General features: G+C 60.0%; 15 protein-coding genes and 1 pseudogene. 4 read left to right on the top strand and 12 right to left on the bottom strand.

Going from position 1 to position 20,117, the window contains the following annotated elements; all coding sequences use genetic code 11:
- Positions 1-150: 150 nt before the first annotated feature.
- From MRBLPB4O_RS17295 to MRBLPB4O_RS17280, 4 genes are all read right to left on the bottom strand, one after another.
- Positions 151-3,351: a T6SS effector BTH_I2691 family protein gene (locus tag MRBLPB4O_RS17295; protein ID WP_341796056.1), complete on the bottom strand. Its 3,201-nt coding sequence runs from the start codon at positions 3,349-3,351 to the stop codon at positions 151-153.
- A gap of 292 nt (positions 3,352-3,643) precedes the next feature.
- A complete protein-coding gene (locus MRBLPB4O_RS17290; RefSeq protein ID WP_341796055.1) occupies positions 3,644-4,933 on the bottom strand; it encodes an MFS transporter in 1,290 nt (429 codons plus the stop codon).
- A gap of 126 nt (positions 4,934-5,059) precedes the next feature.
- Positions 5,060-5,242: a DUF2783 domain-containing protein gene (locus MRBLPB4O_RS17285; RefSeq protein ID WP_341796054.1), complete on the bottom strand. Its 183-nt coding sequence runs from the start codon at positions 5,240-5,242 to the stop codon at positions 5,060-5,062.
- A gap of 11 nt (positions 5,243-5,253) precedes the next feature.
- Positions 5,254-6,954, bottom strand: coding sequence for an FAD-dependent monooxygenase (locus MRBLPB4O_RS17280; RefSeq protein WP_341796053.1), 1,701 nt, complete (start codon positions 6,952-6,954; stop codon positions 5,254-5,256).
- 173 nt (positions 6,955-7,127) lie between these two features.
- Here MRBLPB4O_RS17280 and MRBLPB4O_RS17275 point away from each other — a divergent pair, with 173 nt between their 5' ends.
- Both MRBLPB4O_RS17275 and MRBLPB4O_RS17270 read left to right on the top strand, forming a co-directional pair.
- A complete protein-coding gene (locus MRBLPB4O_RS17275) occupies positions 7,128-7,595 on the top strand; it encodes an anti-virulence regulator CigR family protein (protein ID WP_341796052.1) in 468 nt (155 codons plus the stop codon).
- Positions 7,596-7,838: 243 nt separating this feature from the next.
- A complete protein-coding gene (locus tag MRBLPB4O_RS17270) occupies positions 7,839-8,198 on the top strand; it encodes a hypothetical protein (protein WP_341796051.1) in 360 nt (119 codons plus the stop codon).
- 57 nt (positions 8,199-8,255) lie between these two features.
- Here MRBLPB4O_RS17270 and MRBLPB4O_RS17265 read toward each other — a convergent pair whose 3' ends face one another.
- The 3 genes and pseudogenes from MRBLPB4O_RS17265 to MRBLPB4O_RS17255 form a co-directional block, all read right to left on the bottom strand.
- Positions 8,256-8,714 (bottom strand): GNAT family N-acetyltransferase, encoded by a 459-nt coding sequence (locus tag MRBLPB4O_RS17265; protein WP_341796050.1) that lies wholly within the window; start codon positions 8,712-8,714, stop codon positions 8,256-8,258.
- Positions 8,715-8,919: 205 nt separating this feature from the next.
- Positions 8,920-9,695 (bottom strand): annotated as a pseudogene (locus MRBLPB4O_RS17260) (hypothetical protein).
- 64 nt (positions 9,696-9,759) lie between these two features.
- Positions 9,760-11,037 carry a bifunctional O-acetylhomoserine aminocarboxypropyltransferase/cysteine synthase gene (locus MRBLPB4O_RS17255; RefSeq protein ID WP_341796049.1) on the bottom strand — a complete coding sequence of 426 codons (1,278 nt, stop codon included), beginning with the start codon at positions 11,035-11,037 and terminating at the stop codon, positions 9,760-9,762.
- A 263-nt stretch (positions 11,038-11,300) separates the two neighbouring features.
- Here MRBLPB4O_RS17255 and MRBLPB4O_RS17250 point away from each other — a divergent pair, with 263 nt between their 5' ends.
- Together MRBLPB4O_RS17250 and MRBLPB4O_RS17245 are read left to right on the top strand one after the other, a co-directional pair.
- Positions 11,301-11,576 (top strand): hypothetical protein, encoded by a 276-nt coding sequence (locus MRBLPB4O_RS17250; RefSeq protein WP_341796048.1) that lies wholly within the window; start codon positions 11,301-11,303, stop codon positions 11,574-11,576.
- A gap of 243 nt (positions 11,577-11,819) precedes the next feature.
- The gene (locus MRBLPB4O_RS17245; RefSeq protein WP_341796047.1) at positions 11,820-11,987 is read left to right on the top strand and encodes a hypothetical protein; all 168 of its coding nucleotides are present in this window, start codon (positions 11,820-11,822) and stop codon (positions 11,985-11,987) included.
- Positions 11,988-12,574: 587 nt separating this feature from the next.
- On the opposite strand, the gene MRBLPB4O_RS17240 is transcribed toward MRBLPB4O_RS17245, so the two are convergent.
- The 5 genes from MRBLPB4O_RS17240 to MRBLPB4O_RS17220 all read right to left on the bottom strand — a co-directional run bounded on the left by MRBLPB4O_RS17240 (position 12,575) and on the right by MRBLPB4O_RS17220 (position 20,061).
- Positions 12,575-14,170: a hypothetical protein gene (locus tag MRBLPB4O_RS17240; protein ID WP_341796046.1), complete on the bottom strand. Its 1,596-nt coding sequence runs from the start codon at positions 14,168-14,170 to the stop codon at positions 12,575-12,577.
- 11 nt (positions 14,171-14,181) lie between these two features.
- Complete coding sequence (locus tag MRBLPB4O_RS17235) at positions 14,182-15,213, bottom strand: hypothetical protein (RefSeq protein WP_341796045.1); 1,032 nt, start codon at positions 15,211-15,213, stop codon at positions 14,182-14,184.
- 93 nt (positions 15,214-15,306) lie between these two features.
- A complete protein-coding gene (locus MRBLPB4O_RS17230) occupies positions 15,307-16,077 on the bottom strand; it encodes an SDR family NAD(P)-dependent oxidoreductase (protein WP_341796044.1) in 771 nt (256 codons plus the stop codon).
- 159 nt (positions 16,078-16,236) lie between these two features.
- Positions 16,237-16,407, bottom strand: a complete 171-nt coding sequence (locus MRBLPB4O_RS17225; RefSeq protein ID WP_341796043.1) for a hypothetical protein — start codon at positions 16,405-16,407, stop codon at positions 16,237-16,239.
- 1,209 nt (positions 16,408-17,616) lie between these two features.
- Positions 17,617-20,061 carry a TonB-dependent receptor gene (locus tag MRBLPB4O_RS17220; RefSeq protein ID WP_341796042.1) on the bottom strand — a complete coding sequence of 815 codons (2,445 nt, stop codon included), beginning with the start codon at positions 20,059-20,061 and terminating at the stop codon, positions 17,617-17,619.
- Positions 20,062-20,117 lie beyond the last annotated feature (56 nt).

Raw genomic sequence — 20,117 nt, 5'->3', positions numbered from 1 at the left:
CTCTTGGCAGTTCCAAATATGCTTCATCGCAGTAGTTGGGAGGTGGGGTTAATTCATTCGCGTCATACTGCAAGGTCGGAGTTTGATCAACATGAGGCAGGTCATGGCTCCAGCCTATTGCTCGAGCCCACAGAATTTTACCGCTGTTTCTCACTCGTTCACCTCCCGAATACAGCTCTCTAAAAGCGCACTTGCTATCTCTCGATCTGGCCAGTACGCCACGCGTAGGGTGGCTGCGACTATACTGTGTCTTCCAATGGCTGGCGCAAGCTCTATCACGGCAACATTTTCTAGAAGGGAAATATCCGCATTATCTGCAGAGCCATGCAGTTTTGTTTGTAAATTAAAATCGGGCGTGTAATCGGGGAAGCGTGGTGGTGCATAATAAGAGGTTTTCGCTGCTTCAGATAAAGGCTTTAAATCTGCAACATTATATTCCCCTGACGCAATCACTTCCCCGCCGTCAAAATCAGGGAATTCACCATCACCCATGCGATGGACGGTTAAACTCCAGAGGTAGGCGGAGCGCACCTCACTGTATTTAGGTAAAATTATTCGAAACTTTATTTTGTGCTCTACAGTCAAGTTTATTAATCCGCCCAATTTAGGTGCGGCTTGATTGGTCGCTAGGGTTGACTCAAAATTCAGCTTTGCATGCAGCCCCAAGGTTGCCGCATTTAGCTCAGCAAACGCTATGTCTGCCCACTCAGGAGTATCCCAATGTATACGTGGATTCTCATTGGCCTTCCCGAAATAGCACCGTTTCACCCAGCGTTCGAAACTGTGAGAATCATTTGTTTCAGCTCGTTTGCTGAATGAATACGCAATGAGCGTCAAGATAATAGCCGCACCTAATGGGCCTATCAGATAAGGTTGTGCGACTGCCAGGGTAAACGCCCCTGCGCCAGCACCATAGAACAAACCAGCCACGGCATGCTGTCTACTAGCGATAACGTCGCCCGCCGCCGAGGTACGTTTGGTCGCAGAAATCGATTGCGCAACATCGAAAATGCCAGCTACAGCACTTAGCAAAGCTCCGAACCTTATCAGTGAAGCTCCAGTGCCTGCCCCCCATGACGTCTTAATTAAAGCGGTACTGGACCTCATGACTAGCCCAACCAACTCGATCTGACCGCCCAATATTCCCAATTGCGAACCCTGCAACGCCAGCTTGGCCTCATGCGCCCTAGGCCCGATCTCGGCTTCCGTCTTCTCCAGGTTTCTGCTCAGGCTGTCGTATTGCAAGTACAGGCCTCCAATCGCCAGCAGTACTTCCCAGCTTCCAGCCACACCCCGCAATCCGCGAAAGCCGGTTCGCACCAACTGCGCCGCCTGCTGCGAAGTGATACGCATGCCCTGCAACACCTTTCGCGCATTCGACTCGAGCGTCCCCGCCGCGACCGAGACCTCCACCAAGGTACGCTGCGCCAAGCTGCTCGCCTGGGTCACCTTCATACTGGCTTCCTCAAACAACCGACCCTGCACGTCCGCCGCAGTACCCTCGACCCACACCGACACACTGATCATGGTGTTGGTAAACCGCGGGTCGAGCACTGCCAGGCTCATCAGCCCGTGCTGAATGATCGGCCGCACCTTGTTCCAGGCCTTGGTCGAATGAATGTCGCTGTCAGCGATGGTGCGAGGCATCCGGTCCCTGGCCTCGGCAATCGAGGCATTGGCCTTGTGCTGCAATTCGCGTAGATGAGCACTCTGCAGGGCGTAGTACTCGCCCAGCTTCATCTTCACTTCCAGCTCGATCAGGTGCACGCCGTTGTAAAGGAACTGGGTTGCACTGTTCAGATGCCGCACGGCGGTCTGAATACCAGGTGGCAAATTGGGCGCAAGGCGTTGGCTCGCCGCGTTGAGCGCGCCCTGGGTTTCGGCAATGGCCTGCTTCAAGGTATTGCGCATGCGCAAGCCGGCATCGTCGCTCGCAATGATCTTGCTCAGCATGCCGTAGAGCTTGTCGCTGTCATTCCAGTTGGTGACGTCGGAAAAGCTGGGAAGCAGTCCGGCCAACAACGCACGGTCACGCATCAACAACGCGCGATAGGGAGGGCTATCAGGATCCTGTAGCCATTTCTGCCAGAGCGTTTCGGTGGTGCCGGCAGCGGGACTCACATCGGACGCCACCGCCTCGGTAATACCGCCACCTAGGCATAAGGCCATGGTCTTGGCATACGCCACGCCAGACTCACGATGATCGCCGTCGTAGTCGTATTGCTCGGCCACCTTGAACATGGGCGTGTCGAACAGCGCGGTATAAGCATGGGCGTCCTTATCGATGTAGCGCTGGAACTCGGCTTCCTGCTGGTCATACTCGGCCTGGAACGCCGCTCGCTTCGGTTCGTGGTAGCGCTCTTCAAGACGCTCGTCACTTTCCAGCTGGGCTCGTTCTACCAACCGTTGACGTTCCACTGCCGGGTCGACGAAGACCGGTGGCCCATCGCCGGTCATCGGTTCCAGCGAAGGCACCTTCTGCGCCGCCCACTCCCGGTGCGTGGCACGAATGGCCTGCAGGATCTGCGAGGTCTGCAACTGGTAGGCACGCATGGGGTCTTCACGCCAGACCTGGCGCTTCACCACCCAGTTCAACCGCTGATGGTTGAATTCCTGAATCAGGCCAACGGTATCGTCGAGCACCACCGCCAGCACGCCGTTCTCCAGCTTGTGCCGGTTCATCGCGTTGACCAGGTACCCCTTCAAGGCAAACCTACGCAGCTTGCGAGTGTGAAACCCATGCGCACTGTCAAACGGCGAGCACCCATGCTGGGCGTACTCGAACACATCCTTGTCGACCTGCAGGTTGTCGGGCGTCATGGCAATGCCCAGTAATTCTGGGTTGTTACGCGCCTGGGTCAGGTCAACCCCCTCGAAGCGATGTGCAGGTGCCTGGCCCTTCTTGTAGGCATTCAGCACGCTGACCGGCCAGGCATCGCTGGAGAAGGCCAGCCAGGCTGTGCCATACCGGTCGGTATCGATGTTCAGGAAGGATGAAGGAATGTCGTGGTTCTCATTCACGCACTTTTCGGGCAGCGACGCGGGTAGGCCGTCTGACGGTTCGTAGGGGTTGAAGCGGCGCAGGTGGCCCTGTTCGCTGACTTCGTAGGCATGCCAGACCTGCTGATCGAGCAGTACATATAGGTAACCCATGCGCAAGGTGCGCAGGCCCATCTTGGCTGTAACGTGCAGGCTACCGGCGACGGTGGTGACGCAACCTGGGCGCGCATCCGGCACCAGGGCGCGACGTAGCGGCAGGATCGGCAGGCCCTGGCGTTCGCAAGACATGCACTGGTCAGAAGGGAGCCCGGCTTCGGCTGCCGCAATGGCGATACGTTGGCTGATTGTCAAAAACGACCTCGCGTTGAAAGGGACTGTGATGGTCCCTGAACACTAACGAGGAATCGCTTGCCGGAGGTTCCTGGGGCGTCCTAAAACCTTGTAGGAAACGTCTCTAAATGAGCCATTGGATAATCATAAAACTGTCCACTGACGGGCTCTCGGGTCGCAGGCATGTGGGAGCGGGCGCGCCCGCGAACACCGGCAGCGCCGGTGCCATCCACCGCGTTGAATTCTTCGCGGGTGAACCCGCTCCCACAGGTTTTGCGTAAGGCTCGGATTTATCGAGGCGGCCAACCGCCGGCTACAGCTTTTGTGCATGCTTTGGAACTGATGCGGGCGAGGGCAGGGGCAGCATGAAGGTCAGCAACGCGCCTATCACCAACAGCACTGCGGCATAGAGAATCCCGGCCGTGAAACTTTGGGTCAGGTCTTTCAACCAGCCAACCACCAGCGGGTTCAGCGCCGAACCTGTATTGCCGAAGGCGTTGATCACCGCAATGCCAATGGCGCGCGCCTTGAACGTCAGCGCCTGGTCCGGGGTAGTCCAGAATATCGACATGGCGGTGTACGACCCCGTGGCCGCCATGCAGATGCCGCACAGTTGCACCATCGGGTTACCGGCATAAGCGGCAAACATCCAGCCGGCAGCGGCCATTAGCATGGGCAACACCAGGTGCCATTTGCGTTCCTGGCTGCGGTCGGAATGCAGCCCCCATACCACCATGCCGATGATGGTGCACACCTGCGGAATCATCGCCAGAAAGCCAATGGTGCTGTTGCTGCTGTCGGCGGCACTGATGCTCTTGATGATCAGCGGCGTCCACACGGCGATCATGGCCAGCGTGTTGACCAGGCAGAAATACACCAGGCTGAACATCAGCACCGTGGGTGAGAGCATTTCGCGCAGCAGGCTGCCGGGGCCGTCCCCTGTTGTGCGGTTGGAAGGTGGGGTGTCTGCGGCCAGGGCATGCTGCAGATGTTGCTTGTCTTCGCGGCTCAGCCAGCGGGCCTGCTGCGGCGTGTCGTTCAGGTAGCCGAACACCACGAAGCCCATGATCACCGAAGGCATGCCCTCCAGCAGAAACAGCCACTGCCAACCGTGCAAGCCCCACACGCCATCCAGGCCCAGTATCAGCCCCGAAAGCGCCGACCCGAAGCCTGCGGTAAACGGCATCGCGATCATGAACAAAGCGTTGGCCCGTGCCCGATAGGCCGCCGGGAACCAGAACGTCAGGTACAGCAGCACACCGGGCAGAAAGCCTGCCTCCGTGATACCGACCAGAATCCGCAGCAGGTACAGGCTGCTGGCATCGGTCGCGAACAACGTCGCGGTCGAGGCCAGCCCCCAGGCGATCATCAGGCTGCCGATCCATTTGCGTGCACCAACCTTGGCCAAGGCCATGTTGCTGGGGATACCACAGGCGATATAGGCGATGTAGAACAGCGTGGTGGCCATGCCGAACTGGGTACTGCTCAGGCCCAGGTCACCCATCATGGTCAGGCCGGCAAAGCCGATGTTGATCCGGTCGAGAAACGACAGCACAAAGCACAGGAACAGAAAGCCGAGCAGGCGCCTGGACACTTTGCGCATCACAGTTTGCTGGGGACTGCTGGCGGTTTTTATCGTTGTAATGGGGGCAGTGTTCTGATGCATGTGGGCGCCTGATTATTATTGGTTTCAGCGGCACCGGCTCCGGTGCATTGGCAAGTGCAGGTACTACAGGTCTTGAAGCGCGCACTGGGCAAGTTCGGTGAAGGCCTGGGCATCGCCAAGCGCATGGGCGCTGAGCAGCGCCAGCTTGGTCAGGAACAGCTCGGCCTTGGCCGGTGTGGCCTGGTCCAAAGCGTCTGCCAGTATGTCGTAAACCACTTCCAGGTCTGTTGCGGTCAGGGTGTTCATGGCGCTTCCTCTCAGTGCTTGCCCAAGGCAGTGTCGATGGCGGATTGCAGTTGTGCGGCCGATACCTGCAGCCAGCGGGCGCAGATGTGCTGGTCTGGGCGCACCAAGTAAGCGCCATTTCGGGGGATGCCATACTTGGCGGCGATGCGGCCGGTGGTGTCGTCGATCAGTTGGTCTGCCCCGGTGATGATGGCCTGGGCGTTTTGCGCAATCGCGATGATCTGCAAGGGCACGCCGCTGCTGCGAATGGCAGTCGCCTGCTCGATCACGTCACTTGGGATGCAGTCACTGTCGGTGAAATAAAGCAGGTAGAAGCAGGCACCCAAGTGGTCGAACAGGTAGTCGTCTTCGGCCAGCCTGATGTTCAGCAGCGGGGCGCCGTTGCGCGGGCCGGCAGTGAAATGCTCATTGTCGTCAGTTGCACAGTTGAGCACCGAGTCCGCGTAGTCGTGTGGCCGCGAGGTGCGCCAGTGGTACAACGGGCGGACGAATGCCTGGGTCAGCGACAGCGACAACACCGCATCGCGTACCAGGCGGTAACCCGCAGTGGGTGGCGCCATGAACCGGGTGCTCTTGCCGGCCTCGCCGATGATTTCCCGCGCCGCACTGACGCGTTCGGTGGAATAGGACGGCAGCAGCTTGGGGCCTGCCAAACCCTTGTGGGTGAGGGCCAGTTTCCACACCAGGCCATGGCAGTCCTGGAACCCGGTATTGGCGCCACGCACGCCGAAAATCGGCAACAGGTGTGCCGCGTCCCCGGCAAATATCACGCGCTTGTGGATGTAATTCGGCAGGGTCAGCGCCCGGGTGGAATAGACCGAGCTCCAGTCCATTTCCCACTGTGGGTCTTTAACGCCAAGCATGTGTAGCTGGGCATTGATGCGTTCGCGCAGTGACTCCGGCTGCAGCGCCTGTTCCGGGGTTTCGTTTGCGGGCAGTTGGTAGTCGATTCGCCAGATATCACCTGGTTCGCGGTGCATCAATACCGTGTTGCCCGGGTTCCAGTCCGGGTCGAAATAGGCCAGGCGCTCGGTGGGCAGGCCCAGGTCGATCTTGATATCAGCAATCACGAAGCGCCCTTCGTAGGCGGTACCCTCCAGTTTCAGCGCCAGCAGGGTGCGCAGTGTCGAGCGGGCACCGTCCGCCGCTACTACCCAGTCAGCGTCCAGCTCATAGCTACCGGCTGGGGTATCGATGCTCAGCCGGGCGAAGTCTTCATGCTGCGCCAGGCCGTTTACGCGGTTGCCCCAGCGCAGGTCTACCAACGGATCAGCCTCGGCGGCCTCGACCAGCAACTGCTCCAGGCAGGGTTGTTGCAGGTTGGTCATGGGCGCGTAGCGGTCGTCAGGGTCGTGTGGGTTTTCCATTCGAAACACCAGCTGGTTGCGGTAAAACGAATTGCCACAGCTCCACGGCAAGCCAAGCTCGCAGACCCGCTCGGCGACACCTACCTGCTGCAGGATTTCCATCGAGCGACGGGTGAACACGATCGCCCGGCTGCCCTCGCTCACTTGCCGTTCCGCCGCCAGTACCACGCAGGCTATGCCATGACGGGCAAGGTCCAGGGCAGTGGTCAGGCCGATCGGGCCGGCGCCTACCACCACTACAGGTTTGCGTTCAACGCGGGCGGCCCCGACGCTGGCCGTATGGGCGGGGAAGACTTGATAGTTGAAATAGAGGGAACGACGCGGCTCGCTATGGGGCTGATGCATGTGGTGCACATCCTTATTTTTGTAGCTTTTCAGGTGTGCAAGTGACTGTACTCGAGGCGACAGCCAGCGATGTCCCCTTGAGGGGACAACTGCTATTTCCACGGCCTGCAGAGCGAAGCACGCGCTGCGCACTGTCTATAATGTGGGCAACTCTTCGCGCGACGGATGCTCACATGGCCAGATCAACAGTCCTTACAGCTGTTCTCACCTCATTGGCCTTGGCCTTTGGCCCGGCGCTCGCTGACCCGGGTAACGGCAAAGGCCAGGGCCAAGGTCAGGGGCACGGCAAGGGCCAGGCTCAACACTCCCAAGGCCAGGGTAATGCGGGCGGCCACAAGCAGAGCGCTGGCGGCAAGGACTGGCACGGCGGCCCGTCCATCGACCGTGGTGATGTGCTGGGCATTCTCGGTGGGCACCGCAGTTACTGGAGCCCAGGCCCCGCATTGCCTCCAGGTATTCAGAAGAACCTGGCGCGCGGCAAGCCCTTGCCGCCCGGAATCGCCAAAAAACTGGATGGCCGCCTTTTGGGGCAGCTGCCGCACTATGACGGCTATGAGTGGATGCAGGCGGGCGCGGACCTGATTCTGGTCGCTGTGGCGACCGGGATCATCTATGAGGTGTTGAACGGGGCGTTCGACTAGGGCCGCAGGCTTTTGAACTGAAACAGGACGAACTCGCCCTGCACGAAGCGGCCCTTCACTTGATGGTGCTGCACTTGGGTGATAGTGCAAAGAGCCTGGTCATGCCGCCCGCTTGCAACCTGGCAAGCAAAAGCCGCGAGCCCGGCCTTTTGCACCACCGGTCGAACACAAGGCACTCTCGCCAGCCGATTTCGCTCTGAACAACAAGCGCACCATCGCTGCGCTGCAATCAGGAGAACACCCATGGCAATCGACCACAATGGCCCGGACTCGCCGTACCCGGGGCCTACGGAAAATACCACCGACGCAGGGGGCCACGGCTCGGGCCTAGATCAAGCCGAGTCCGAGCCCAAGCAAGGCGTCGGTGAAGCCTGGTCCGAAAAGCGCCCGGTAGACTGGGACCCACCTCCCGGCAATCCCGGCTCGGACCAGGACGGGCAGCTCGACCGGGACAACGGTACCGCAAGAACCAACGATGAGCAGGCGGGTGCAGGTGATGGAGAGGTTCCATTACCCGCAGATGATGAAGGCCCGATTGAAGAGGAAATGAAAGACGTGCAGGCCAATAACTCGGTATCCGCCGAGCATCCTCAACCGCGTTGATGGAATTTGCCCTACAGGGCCTGATGCCAACAACTACAAGGCGTCCAGGCCCTGCCATCATGGCTTGATCAGTTGCTTCTCCATGATGATCGTGCGTTCATCCCCGTGGTATTCATCACGCACTTTGCTGTACCCCAAGCGCTTGTAGAAACCCTGCGCCGTAATCGAAGAGGGCACTCGCAACCGTTGTGAGCCACGCATCAGCGCCTGGTTTTCGACTGCCAACATCAACTTCTCGCCGAGACCTGACCGCTGATATTCGGGGGCGACGAATACGCTTCTGACTACATCGTCTGCAAGGCTGGCAGTAGCCACGACCTCATCATGATCGGCTGCAACGAAGATCAGGCGTTTCTCCAGCAGGCCAGCAATGCCCGCTTCGCTGAACGATTGCTCGACCCTGGCAATGGTCGCGGTATCGTAGTCCGCTGCATTCGTTTGCCGCAGGGCAGCGATGATCACTCGGCTAATATCCGCAGCATCTTCTGGTCGCGCCCTGCGAATCTGATACTTCATGGGGTTACCTCAATTCATTGATCTGGCACGGCCACCGTGGGGGCGGGTTTACCCGCGAAGCATCCTGCGCGGAGTATGGCACCGGCTGCGCCGGTGTTCGCGGGCAAGCCCGCTCTCACAGGTATGGCGCCAGGCTCAGACGTTGCACCGCCCCTGTGGGAGCTGGCTTGCCTGCGATGGGCTGCGCAGCAGCCCCTCTGGCGCATCAACGCCGTCGTAATACGGTAGCCAGCCCAACGGTCAGCACTACGGCGCAAAGCATGGCCAGCCCGATGGTCAGGCCAACGCCCCACACTTCGAGCAGCGCCGCCAGCACAAGATAAAACGCGATCACCCCCACCGCTCCGATCGCATTGCCCCGCACCATCGCTACCATCCCGGCCCGCCCGCCTTGTACATGGGCGAACACCACCAGCGGCCAGGCAATCACCGGTATCGGGGCGAGCATCCCGCTGGTCGCCGGGCCCAACCAACTGGCCAGGCTGGTGATGATCATCAGCAGGCAAGTTGCAGACACCATGCGCAGGGGGATCTCCCAAAATCGCTGACGGGTGCGGCTCAAAGTGTCGGGCTTGGGCTCACGGCCGCTGGCGCGTATCAGCACGCCGATCAGCACCAGTGCCACGGCAATCGACAGGTACAGGTTGCCCCAGTGGGTAAACGCATAGGCGGCCACGCCATAGCACAGCAACGCCAGCAGCACGGCTACGGCGGTGCCGAGCCTGCGCGTGGCCAACAGGTAGAAGGTGTAGGTGGCCTGCACCGCCGCCAAGCCGCCCAGTGCGCCCGGTATCGCGCCCAAGGCGAAGGCATTGCCCTGTTCCAGGCACAGGAAGGTCATTACCAGTGCCGAGGTGATCGGCAGGCCGGACAGCAACCCACCCAGCAAACCGCCCCAGCGCCGCGAGGCGAGCGCGAGGCGAGGGAGATGGCCCACATCAGCAGGGGGGTGACGATAAGTTTCAGGTAGAACAAGGTCATTGCGGGTGTATCCAGGCTAGATGACGGTGCGCCCGCCGTCGGCATTGGGTAGGGCGCGGATGATTCACCCGCGGCTGGCCTCCAGGGCCTGGGCCAGGTCGGCGATGATGTCGTCACTGTGCTCGATGCCGATCGACAGGCGCACCATGTCCCGCGGTACACCGGCCTTTTCCAGCTCCTCGTCGTTGAGCTGGCGGTGGGTGGTGGAGGCGGGGTGGCAAGCCAGTGACTTGGCATCGCCGATGTTCACCAGGCGCACCACCAGTTGCAACGCATCGATGAAACGCGCACCGGCAGCCTGGCCGCCCTTGATGCCGAACGACAGGATCGACGCCGGCTTGCCGCCGGTGTAGCGCTGGGCCAGTTCATGCTCGGGGTGGTCGGGCAGCCCGGCGTACTTCACCCAGGCCACCTGCTCGTGCGCTTGCAGGTAATGGGCGACCTTCAGCGCGTTCTCGGTGTGGCGCTCCATGCGCAGGGCCAGGGTTTCCAGGCCTTGCAGGATCAGGAAGGCGTTGAACGGCGACAGCGCAGCGCCAGTGTTGCGCAACGGCACCACGCGGCAGCGGGCAATGAAGGCGGCGGGGCCGAAGGCTTCGGTGTAGGTGACGCCGTGGTAGGACGGGTCGGGGGTGTTAAGCAGGGCGAAACGTTCCTTGTTGTCGGCCCAGGGGAACGTGCCGGAGTCGATGACGATGCCGCCGATGCTGGTACCGTGGCCGCCGATGTACTTGGTCAGCGAGTGCACGACGATGTCCGCGCCATGTTCGAACGGTCGGCACAGCACCGGGGTAGCCACGGTGTTGTCGACGATCAGCGGCACACCGTGGCGGTGGGCGGCTTCGGCCAGTGCGGCGATATCGACGACATTGCCGGCGGGGTTGCCGATGGATTCGCAGAACACCGCCTTGGTGCGTGCGTCGATCAAGGCTTCGAGCGCAGTGATGTCGTCATGGGCGGCGAAACGGGTTTGAATGCCCATGCGCGGCAGGGTGTGGGCGAGCAGGTTGTAGGTGCCGCCGTACAGCTTGGCCACCGAGACAATGTTGTCACCAGCCTCGGCGACGGTCTGGATGGCGTAGGTGATGGCCGCCATGCCCGAGGCCACCGCCAGCGCGCCAACCCCACCTTCGAGGGCTGCCATGCGCTTTTCGAGTACATCGTTGGTCGGGTTCATGATGCGCGAGTAGATGTTGCCGGCCACTTTCAGGTCGAACAGGTCGGCGCCGTGCTGGGTGTCGTCGAAGGCGAAGGAGGTGGTCTGGTAGATCGGTACGGCCACTGCCTTGGTGGTCGGGTCAGGGCTGAAGCCTGCGTGGATGGCGAGAGTTTCCAGCTTCATGCAGTCGGTCCTTGAGCGTGGGGTGGAAGCGTTCGAGCATGCGGCGGTGGGGGAAGTGGGTCAAGGACGTCGTGGTGGCGCCATACCGCAGCCCTCTGGCGCGGCTTGCCGAAGCCGGCATAAATTGGCAATCTTCGCCGCAATATCAAAAAGATATCATGCATTGTTCCAGGCCCTGTGCATGGACGCTTATACAAAAGGGATTTCCCATGCCGCACGCTGTATAAACGATCACCCAGGCGCTGGATGAAGCACGTGTCTTGATGGCCGACTGGGTGGTACCAGAAGGTGCCAGCGACGCAGACACCTTGGGCGAGCTGGTCGGGGTGCTGGATAACCGAACCCTGAACGACGCAATGCGCACCTTGTCGGCGCCATTTCATCAGGGCATCAACCGCAAGCTGCTGACCCCGCGTTACAAAGTCGCCTTCGACCTCCTGCACAAGTACGGGGTGATGGTGGACCCAAGCTCACTCAGCGATGAAGTGATCGAGCGAAGAATCACGAGCGGGACGAAGAAGCGGACACGCTGGACGTGATGGTCGACCGTCTCGACAAGCTGGCCCGCGAAGCCCGCAAGTTGCTGCAGGAGCGCGACACCGGCACATGCTGACTACCCGCCGGCCCAAGCGCTGGCAAGACTTGTTCACTACGCCCTGGTGACTGCGCCAACTGTAAAGTTATGCAAAGTTTCCCTGTGCCATCACCCCACAGCTCTAGAATCCGCCCGCTGCCGAACCGGCTACTGGCAGGCAGCAGATCTAACCCTGTGGAGCGTTCCAATGAAGTTGAAACAGCTTTTCCGTGCAGCCCTGGTTGCAGTCCTGGTATCTAGCCTGTCGGGTTGCTGGATGTTCATGCCGCCGGGCGGTGGCGGCGGTCACGGTGGTGGCCACGGTGGCGGCGGTGGCGGTGGCTTCGGCGGCCATCAAGGCGGCGGCCCTCGCTGAGCTGACCTCGCGATGGAACGCACTGCCTCGGCCGGGATGCAACTGGGCACCCGGCGCGAGAGCATTCATCAGCATTTACGGGGCCGGCGGCTCGTCCGCCTGCCCATCTGGCCGCTGCCATCCTGTCCCCAGAAACCTCTACTCCCTCAACTAGCTCAGACCGTCAGTTTTGCCTTGATCAACTGCTTGTCCGCGACGCTTCTCGACGCGAATATCGAATTGGTCTTGCACCATTCTCAGGCCTTTAAAGACGCCCAGGCTGCCGAATTTGTACATGGAATTTAGAATCCGGTAGCCCAGATCGGACGACGGTTTGAAAATGTCAAAGAGCAAAAATAGTATGAGGCCAAGGGCGAAAAAAAATAATCCGACTGTGAGTGACCATATGAGCCGGATTACTGCGGTGATAATAAACAAAGCTTGATTTCCTATCGTGTGTGTAATGAGTGCATCAGGTGTTGGTGGTCATTAAAATATGTTCAGCACTTTCCTGTACTGCTGGATTGCAGTTAGTAACCCTAACCCGTAGCCTGCGGTGAGCAGGCTACGCCGGAGATATAACCCTGTCGCTCCAGCGTAGCTATAAATCAAGCTGGCAGTGGCTGATCCAGCAAATACCCATCCAGCTCTTCAATGATATTCACCGACAATGCCATTTGCCCACTGATGCGGGTATCCAGGGCGCCAATCACCTGCCTGTCTCGCTCAGCCCGCACAACACCAAACAGGTCGAGCTTATCGAGCAGATAGCAGACAAAGGTCATGCTCAGTGCCGTCGCTGCGCCTACCAGAATTGCCGTCAGCATGCCGGCTATCGGGGCAAACAGCGGCACACTTAGAATCAGCTTTTCGGCAGCTTCTTCCAACGCAACGCCGCCGACCACCACGCCACCTGCCGCCATCAGCTTCAACGCTTCGTGCGCCGCCTGGGCGAAGGTCATGTCTTTAGGTGGGAAAAGGAAGGTTTTCAGTGCCTTGAACAGCGAGAAAATACCTTCGCGTATCATCCGCACGGCTCGTTTTCCGGTGGTGACAAACAAGTTCACCAGCACGGTTACTGCATTGGAGATAAACCCGGATATGAACCCGCCACTGAAGCTGTCGAGCATCTGTTCCCACTTGGCTGCAACTTTATCGCCGACACGCTTAAGTCGCTTGCCCAGCTCGGCCAATAAAGTGTCGCTTTCGCGGCCATTGCGGTAGAGGTCTTTGATCTCGTCCAAGGCGTTGCTGAACAGCTCTACCATCAACAGGCCGAAGGCTTGCTGGGCGCCCATCTTCAAGCCTTCGGTCATACCCGTCTGGGCAGCGTGGGTCGAGTAGAAGGCGGCTTTCTCTGCGGCGGTAGGGCCGTGGCGGTCAGCTGCGGCCTGGCCGCGTTGGACTGCTGCCTCAAGTCGCTCACGGTCAATGCCATAGTGTTGTTCGTTGCTGACCGAACGACCGTTGGACTTTTTATCCAGCCAGTCCAGTTTGTCTTCATCACTCATCGAGTGGTTGATGCCGCGCTGGGTGGAGGTCAGGTTTTCGGTATCCGTTGCAAAGTCGGCGCGTTGGGTCTTCGACTGCATGTAGCCGCCGTTCTTGTGATAAGACTTCAGCGGCACGATATGGTCGGGACTGGTATGCATGCCCATGACGGTTTCGCCAGTGTATCCGTCAACGAGCTGATCCTTGCTGTCCAACTGCCCTTTGGTGAAGGTGGCACCTACCGACTTCTTGCTGTCACCGGCAAACTTCTTACCTTGGCTGTTAAAGCCTCTGTCGTAGTCGTTGCGGTTGTACAGTTCGTCGGCGTTTGCATAGATGCCTTGCTGGGCATTGTGAATAGTCGTCACATTGCCCCCTTGTTTGTCGTAAACCGCAAGCACTTTACCCAGCCCCAACGGGCCGGCAATGGCCGAGACAATATCGCGTTGTGCCTTGGCCAGCAGCTCTGAGACCCGCGCCTGATCGAACTCCTTTTCAAGTTCGTCCAGCAATACGTGAGCATCTTGCGGTGCAGTTTGCAGAGTAAGGCTCAGCGAGGCGTGATAATCCAGGCTGGCGAGACGTGTGGCGTCGGCTTCGCTGGCTAGCAGGACAGCCACGTCCTCAGGATTGGCTGCGGCATGAATCAGCGGGCGGTTGGCCAGTTGCGCGCGAAGTGCTTGTTGCTTTCGGAACAGTTCAAGCTTGCTCATCGGCGCTTTCCTTAGGCGGCTTTCAGGTGGTTCCAGGCTTGCATGAAGGCTGCTTCCTGCGGATGAACGCTGGCTTTGCCAAGAACGACCATATTGATGATTTCGTCGAAGATGGCCATGTCCATGCCCGACTCTGCTGCCATGGTGAAGGCTTCCCTGACGCTTGGTGGCAGCAGATAAAGCGATTCGATCTTGCCCTGCACGGCTTGCGGAATGGCACCTGCAGCGACACCGGCAATGAACTGCTCTATACCTTCACGATCCTCGTCGGTTATCCCGCCTTTGCAATTGGCCGTCGCAACCGCAACCGCATTCAGCGCGATGATGGCATTGAAATGCTTGCCAGCAAGCTTGAGGCTCTGCATGGCCTTTTCCAGTTGCTGATGAAGATTTGTGATTTCGGCCAGGTGCTCGGCCTTGGCTTGTTTGCGACCAGCCTCGACGCCGGCCTTGTGAATTTCTTCATCACCGTCGAGTTTCGCTGCGACCACGGCGCCGGCGACACCGGCGCTCACTGCGGCGGCGACTGTGCCGGCTCCAGCCAGTGAACCGAGCAATGTTGCGCCCCCGGCCAGTGAGCCACCCCCGGTAAAAGGCGCGGCAGCAACAGCGCCGACTCCGATCGCGGCGCCGCCGAGCACTTTCCAGTAGTTTATTTCTTTCTCGCCCGAGGCAACGCCCTCTACATAATTGCGAGTGGCGTCGTAACCGTCGGATACCGTTTCACTAACGGTATCAGCGGCGTCGGAGAGGGTTTCGACGGTGGAGCTGTATGCGCTTGAAGCCGTCTCGGCGACCGTATCTGCCACATTGCTGACGGTTTCAACGGTGGCATCGTAGGCATTGGATACCGTTTCGGAGACGCTATCGGTAACGTCCCCTACGGTTTCCTTAACCGAATCGTAGGCCCGGGACAACGCATCCCCGATAGACGAGAAGATGAATGTGCTGCTCAGCGTACCGCGTGGCATCGGGACACTGTCGTGGCTGATCAGGTGGGAGCCGAAGCCTTCAGTGGGTTGCAGGAAAATAGTTCGATACACGTGAGGCCATCCTTGAGGGAAACGTACACTAGATTTTCCCCAGAGACGCACTGATGTCAATATGCCTTTATGGGCGGTTCGGGGCCTGATAGCTCACCACGCTATCCGCTCGCCATCCCACCCCCAAAAACTGCCACTCTCCGACGGCCCAAGCCGCCCCACCTGTTCGATCACACACCGTGCCGCAAAACCCGGTTCAAACAGCTTCCCCTCCGGCACATTCCCTTGAAACGGCCGCGACAGCTCGGTATCGGTAGTGCCCGGATGCAGCGCCAGCACCGTGGCGTTCGGGTTCAGGCGTTTCAGTTCGATGCTTGCCGTGTGCAGCAGCTGGTTCAGCGCTGCCTTGCTGGCGCGATAGCTGTACCAGCCGCCCAGTCGATTGTCGCTGATCGAGCCAACCCTCGCCGACAGGGCTGCAAAGGTGGCGGGCTGTTTGCGCAGCAGTGGCATCAGGTGCTTGAGCAACAGGATCGGTGCGAAGGCATTGGTGACGAAGCTGGCCTGCAGGCTGGTGAGGTCCAGTTGGGCCAGTGATTTCTCGGCTTTGGTGCCCTCCTGGTGGAGGATGCCGAGTGTGCTGATAACCAGGTGAAGGTGCGGGCAGGCAAGGCCCACCTCGCTTGCAAGCGCAGCCAGCGCCTGCTCGTCGCGAGCATCGTAATCCAGCAGTACCACGCGTTCGCCATGTGCCTGGGCCAGCGCAAGCAGGCCGTCAGCAGTGCGGGCGTGTCGCGACACAGCCCAGACCCGGCTTACATCATCGCGGGCCAGCAACGCCGCACACAGTGCCAGGCCGATACCTCGGCTTGCACCACATATCAGCACGTGGGCATTGTCAGATAATCCGGGGATCAGGCTCATTGGGTGCGCCTCATGTTTCGAATGAATCTAGCCCACCGGCATGGTCTTTTGTTTTAAATATGCGTTCTAGCCTGGGTTTTCGGCGCCGCTTTGCGGCCCATCGCGACACAAGACTGCTCCTGCAGGCGATCGCGATTCCTGTAGATCCTCCGTTGGCGGTCAAGCTTTTCTAAGGTACTCAGAGCTGAAAAGCTTGGCCGTATCAAATGGTTCACCGGTGCGGATATCCCCCATGGCAATTTTGCCGGCAATGGCCCAATCGGTCAGGCTTGCCATGCCCTTGTAGGAGCAGCCTTGTGCTGCGAAGAGGCCGGCAAGGCAAAAGATCATCTTCGCCAGCTATGGCCACTTCGCAGCACAAGGCTGCTCCTACGGGTACTTTGCATGGCTTGAAACCAATGCCTGCTTGGCCCGGTTCAGCGGCTAGATCAGGTAATCGAGGATGGTCTGCTCACCGGTGCGGATATCACCCATGGCAATTTTGCCGGCAATGGCTCAATCGCTCAGGCGTGCCATGCCCTTGTAGGAGCAGCCTTGTGCTGCGAAGAGGCCGGCAAGGCAAAAGATCATCTTCGCCAGCTATGGCCTCTTCGCAGCACAAGGCTGCTCCTACAGGTACTTTGCATGACTTGAAACCAGTGCCTCCTTGGCCCGGTTCAGCGGCTGGATCAGGTAATTGAACATGGTCTGCTCACCGGTGCGGATATCCATCTTGCCAATTTTGCCGGCAATGGCTCATTTGCTCAGGCTTGCCATTTCCTTGTAGGAGCAGCCTTGTGCTGCGAAGAGGCCGGCAAGGCAAAAGATCATCTTCGCCAGCTATGGCCACTTCGCAGCACAAGGCTGCTCCTACAGGTACTTTGCATGGCTTGAAACCAGTGCCTCCTTGGCCCGGTTCAGCGGCTGGATCAGGTAATTGAACATGGTCTGCTCACCGGTGCGGATATCCATCTTGCCAATTTTGCCGGCAATGGCTCATTTGCTCAGGCTTGCCATTTCCTTGTAGGAGCAGCCTTGTGCTGCGAAGAGGCCGGCAAGGCAAAAGATCATCTTCGCCAGCTATGGCCTCTTCGCAGCACAAGGCTGCTCCTACAGGTACTTTGCATGACTTGAAACCAGTGCCTCCTTGGCCCGGTTCAGCGGCTAGATCAGGTAATTGAACATGGTCTGCTCACCGGTGCGGATATCCATCTTGGCAATTTTGCCGGCAATGGCTCATTCGCTCAGGCTTGCCATTTCCTTGTAGGAGCAGCCTTGTGCTGCGAAGAGGCCGGCAAGGCTAACGATTATCTTCGCCAGCTATGGCCACTTCGCAGCACAAGGCTGCTCCTACAGTTACTTTGCATGGCTTGAAACCAGTGCCTCCTTGGCCCGGTTCAGCGGCTGGATCAGGTAATCGAGGATGGTCTGCTCACCGGTGCGGATATCCCCCATGGTAATTTTGCCGGCAATGGCTCAATCGGTCAGGCTTACCATTTCCTTGAGCGCCCTTGTGTCGCGATGGGCTGCGCAGCAGCCCCGGTCTGCAAACGGTGCATATCAGAAGTTGTAAGTCAGCCGGGTGAAGTAGTAACCCCCGGTAAAGCCATAAGGCGAATAGGCCCCATACCCCTTGGTCATGGTCTTGCTGCTGGGGTTCTGCCGTTCCGGGTATACATCAAACAGGTTCTGCGCCCCCACGGCCAGGTTGAGGTCTTTGGTCAGTTGGTACCCTACGTCGATATCGGTGATCCAGCGCGCCTTGTACTTCCGGTCCAGGCTGCGGTCGGTCGCCGAGTTCACTTCACGCCACGAACCATAGCGGGTCAGGGTGAGGTTGCTGGTCCAGCGCTCGTGTTGCCAGTTGGCGCCCAGAATCAACTTGGTGTGCGGCTGCACCTCAGTCAAAAAGTTGCGCGCCTGGCGGTCCATCAGGCTGTAGTCCGTGCCCTGGATGGTGACGTTCTCCTTGTAGCTGAGGATCTGCGTCTGGTTCCAGTTGAAGGCAGCTGTCCATTTCAGTTGCCCCCAGTTGCCCAGGTTCTGGTCGAAATTGCCGACCAGGTCCAGGCCCTTGGTGCGGGTGCTGGCGCCGTTGGTGAAATAGCGTCCGCCAGAGGTGGAGTCGATGCCGTTGTCCAGCAGCGCCTGCGTCACTTCGTCGCCCAGCAGGGTGCCGGTGAGCGTGATGCGGTCGCGCACATTGATCACGTAGGCATCCGCAGTAAACGACAGCTGCGGGGCAGGCTGGTAGGTCAGGCCCAAGCTGTAGTTGGTCGAGCGCTCGGGCTTGAGTGCGGTGGCGCCCAATGCCTTGGCTGCCGCCGAGTCCACCGGCAGTACGCCGTAGTTGATCGACTGGTATACGCCATTGACCACGCCGTAAGTGGTCGAGCGGGCGCTGAACAGGCTGTTGGCCAGCGAGGGTGCACGAAAGCCGTTGCTGACCGTGGCGCGCACGGCCAGCTCGGGGGTGAAGTCGTAGCGGGTGGTCAGCTTGCCGCTGCGGGTGGCGCCTACTCCGCGGTTGTAGTGTTCATAGCGCAGCGCGCTGCCCAGGTACCACTGCGGCAGCGGGTTGAAGCCGACGTCGATGTAGCTGGCCACACTGTTGCGGCTGGTGCTGGTGGCTTCGTCCGGCGAGATGCCGTTGGTGACCTGTGCACCGGAGGCGGCGCAGTCGCCGGGCGCACGGCAGTAGCCGCCGTTGGCCCACGAGGCCCAGTCGCCATCGCGCACCTGATAGGTATCACGCCGGTGTTCCAGGCCCCAGGACAGGTCAAGCGGCTTGTCCAGGCCGATGTCGAAGCTGCGTTGCAGGTCCAGGTTGCTGGTCAGCTGTGTGGCAATCCAGGTGCCCGATTCGAAATGGTTGGGCGTGGCCTCGCCCAGCGAGGCGTTCTGGTTGTGCGTGGTGCCCTGCAGCGCCTCGTTGCGCCCGTAGGTGCTGGACAGGTCCCAGGCCCATTCCCCGGCATTGCCCTTGGCGCCGAAGGCGCCCTGCACATCATCTTCCTCGATGAACCAGGTGGGCGTGTAGCCACTGGGGTAGCCGTTGGAGCCGGTGGTGATGGTGTTGGTGATGGTCGGCAGGCGGAAGTTCTGGCCCTGCTCGGCCTTGCGGTGCGAATAGGTGGTGAAGGAATACAGGGTCAGATCGTCGCTTAGCGGCAGTTCGGCGTTGTAGCCCAGGGTCAGCAGGTTGATCTTCGGCGTGCCGTAGCCGCCGTAGGTCGACTTGCCGGCCTTGTCGAAGGCTTCTGCATAGCTGTAGCCGTTGGCGCTGGCCTTGTTGTCGTCGTTCTGGCTGCGCGCATCCAGGGCCAGCTGCACGATGCCGCTGTCACCGACCTCGAAGCCCTTGTTCAAGCCTTGCTGCACGGTCTGCTTCTTGCCGTCGTAACCTTGGCCGATGTTGGTCACCGAGGTGCCAGAAGCGTCGGCCTTGAGGATCACGTTGATCACCCCGGCGATGGCGTCGGAGCCGTACTGGGCAGCTGCGCCATCGCGCAGCACTTCGACGTGGTCGATAAGGCTGATGGGGATCAGGTCAAGGTCGGTGGGCGCTGCGCCCGCATGGATGCCGCTGATGTTAAGGGTGGCGCTGGTATGGCGGCGCTTGCCGTTCACCAGTACCAGCACCTGGGCCGCATTCAGCCCGCGCAGGCTGGGCGCACGGGCCATGCCGCTGGCGTCCCAGCCGGTTTTTTCCGGCAGGGTGAAGGATGGCACGGTGGCGCTGAGGGCTTCCATCAGGCCGGGCTTGCCGGTTTGCTGCAGTTGCTTGGCGCTGATCACATCGATCGGCACCGGGCTGGTGGTGACGGTGCGTTTTTCCGAGCCGCGGTTGCCGGTGACGATCACGGTGCCCAGCTGTGACGGGGCCGTGGCCTGGGCAGCGCTCTCGGCAAATGCGTCAGGCGCGGCCAGGCCGGTGGTACCAAGGGCCATGGTCAGCAGTGCGGGTTGCAGGCGCGGGCTGGGCAGTTTCAAGGCGTGAAGCATGTTCGCTCTCCATGAGCGCTGTCGAACAGCGGGTGCACAGGGGCCGCCCGCCGGGT

Origin of the sequence: Pseudomonas sp. LPB4.O, assembly GCF_038383825.1 — a bacterium.
GTDB lineage: Bacteria > Pseudomonadota > Gammaproteobacteria > Pseudomonadales > Pseudomonadaceae > Aquipseudomonas > Aquipseudomonas putida.
This window is presented reverse-complemented; position numbering and strand designations above follow the sequence as displayed.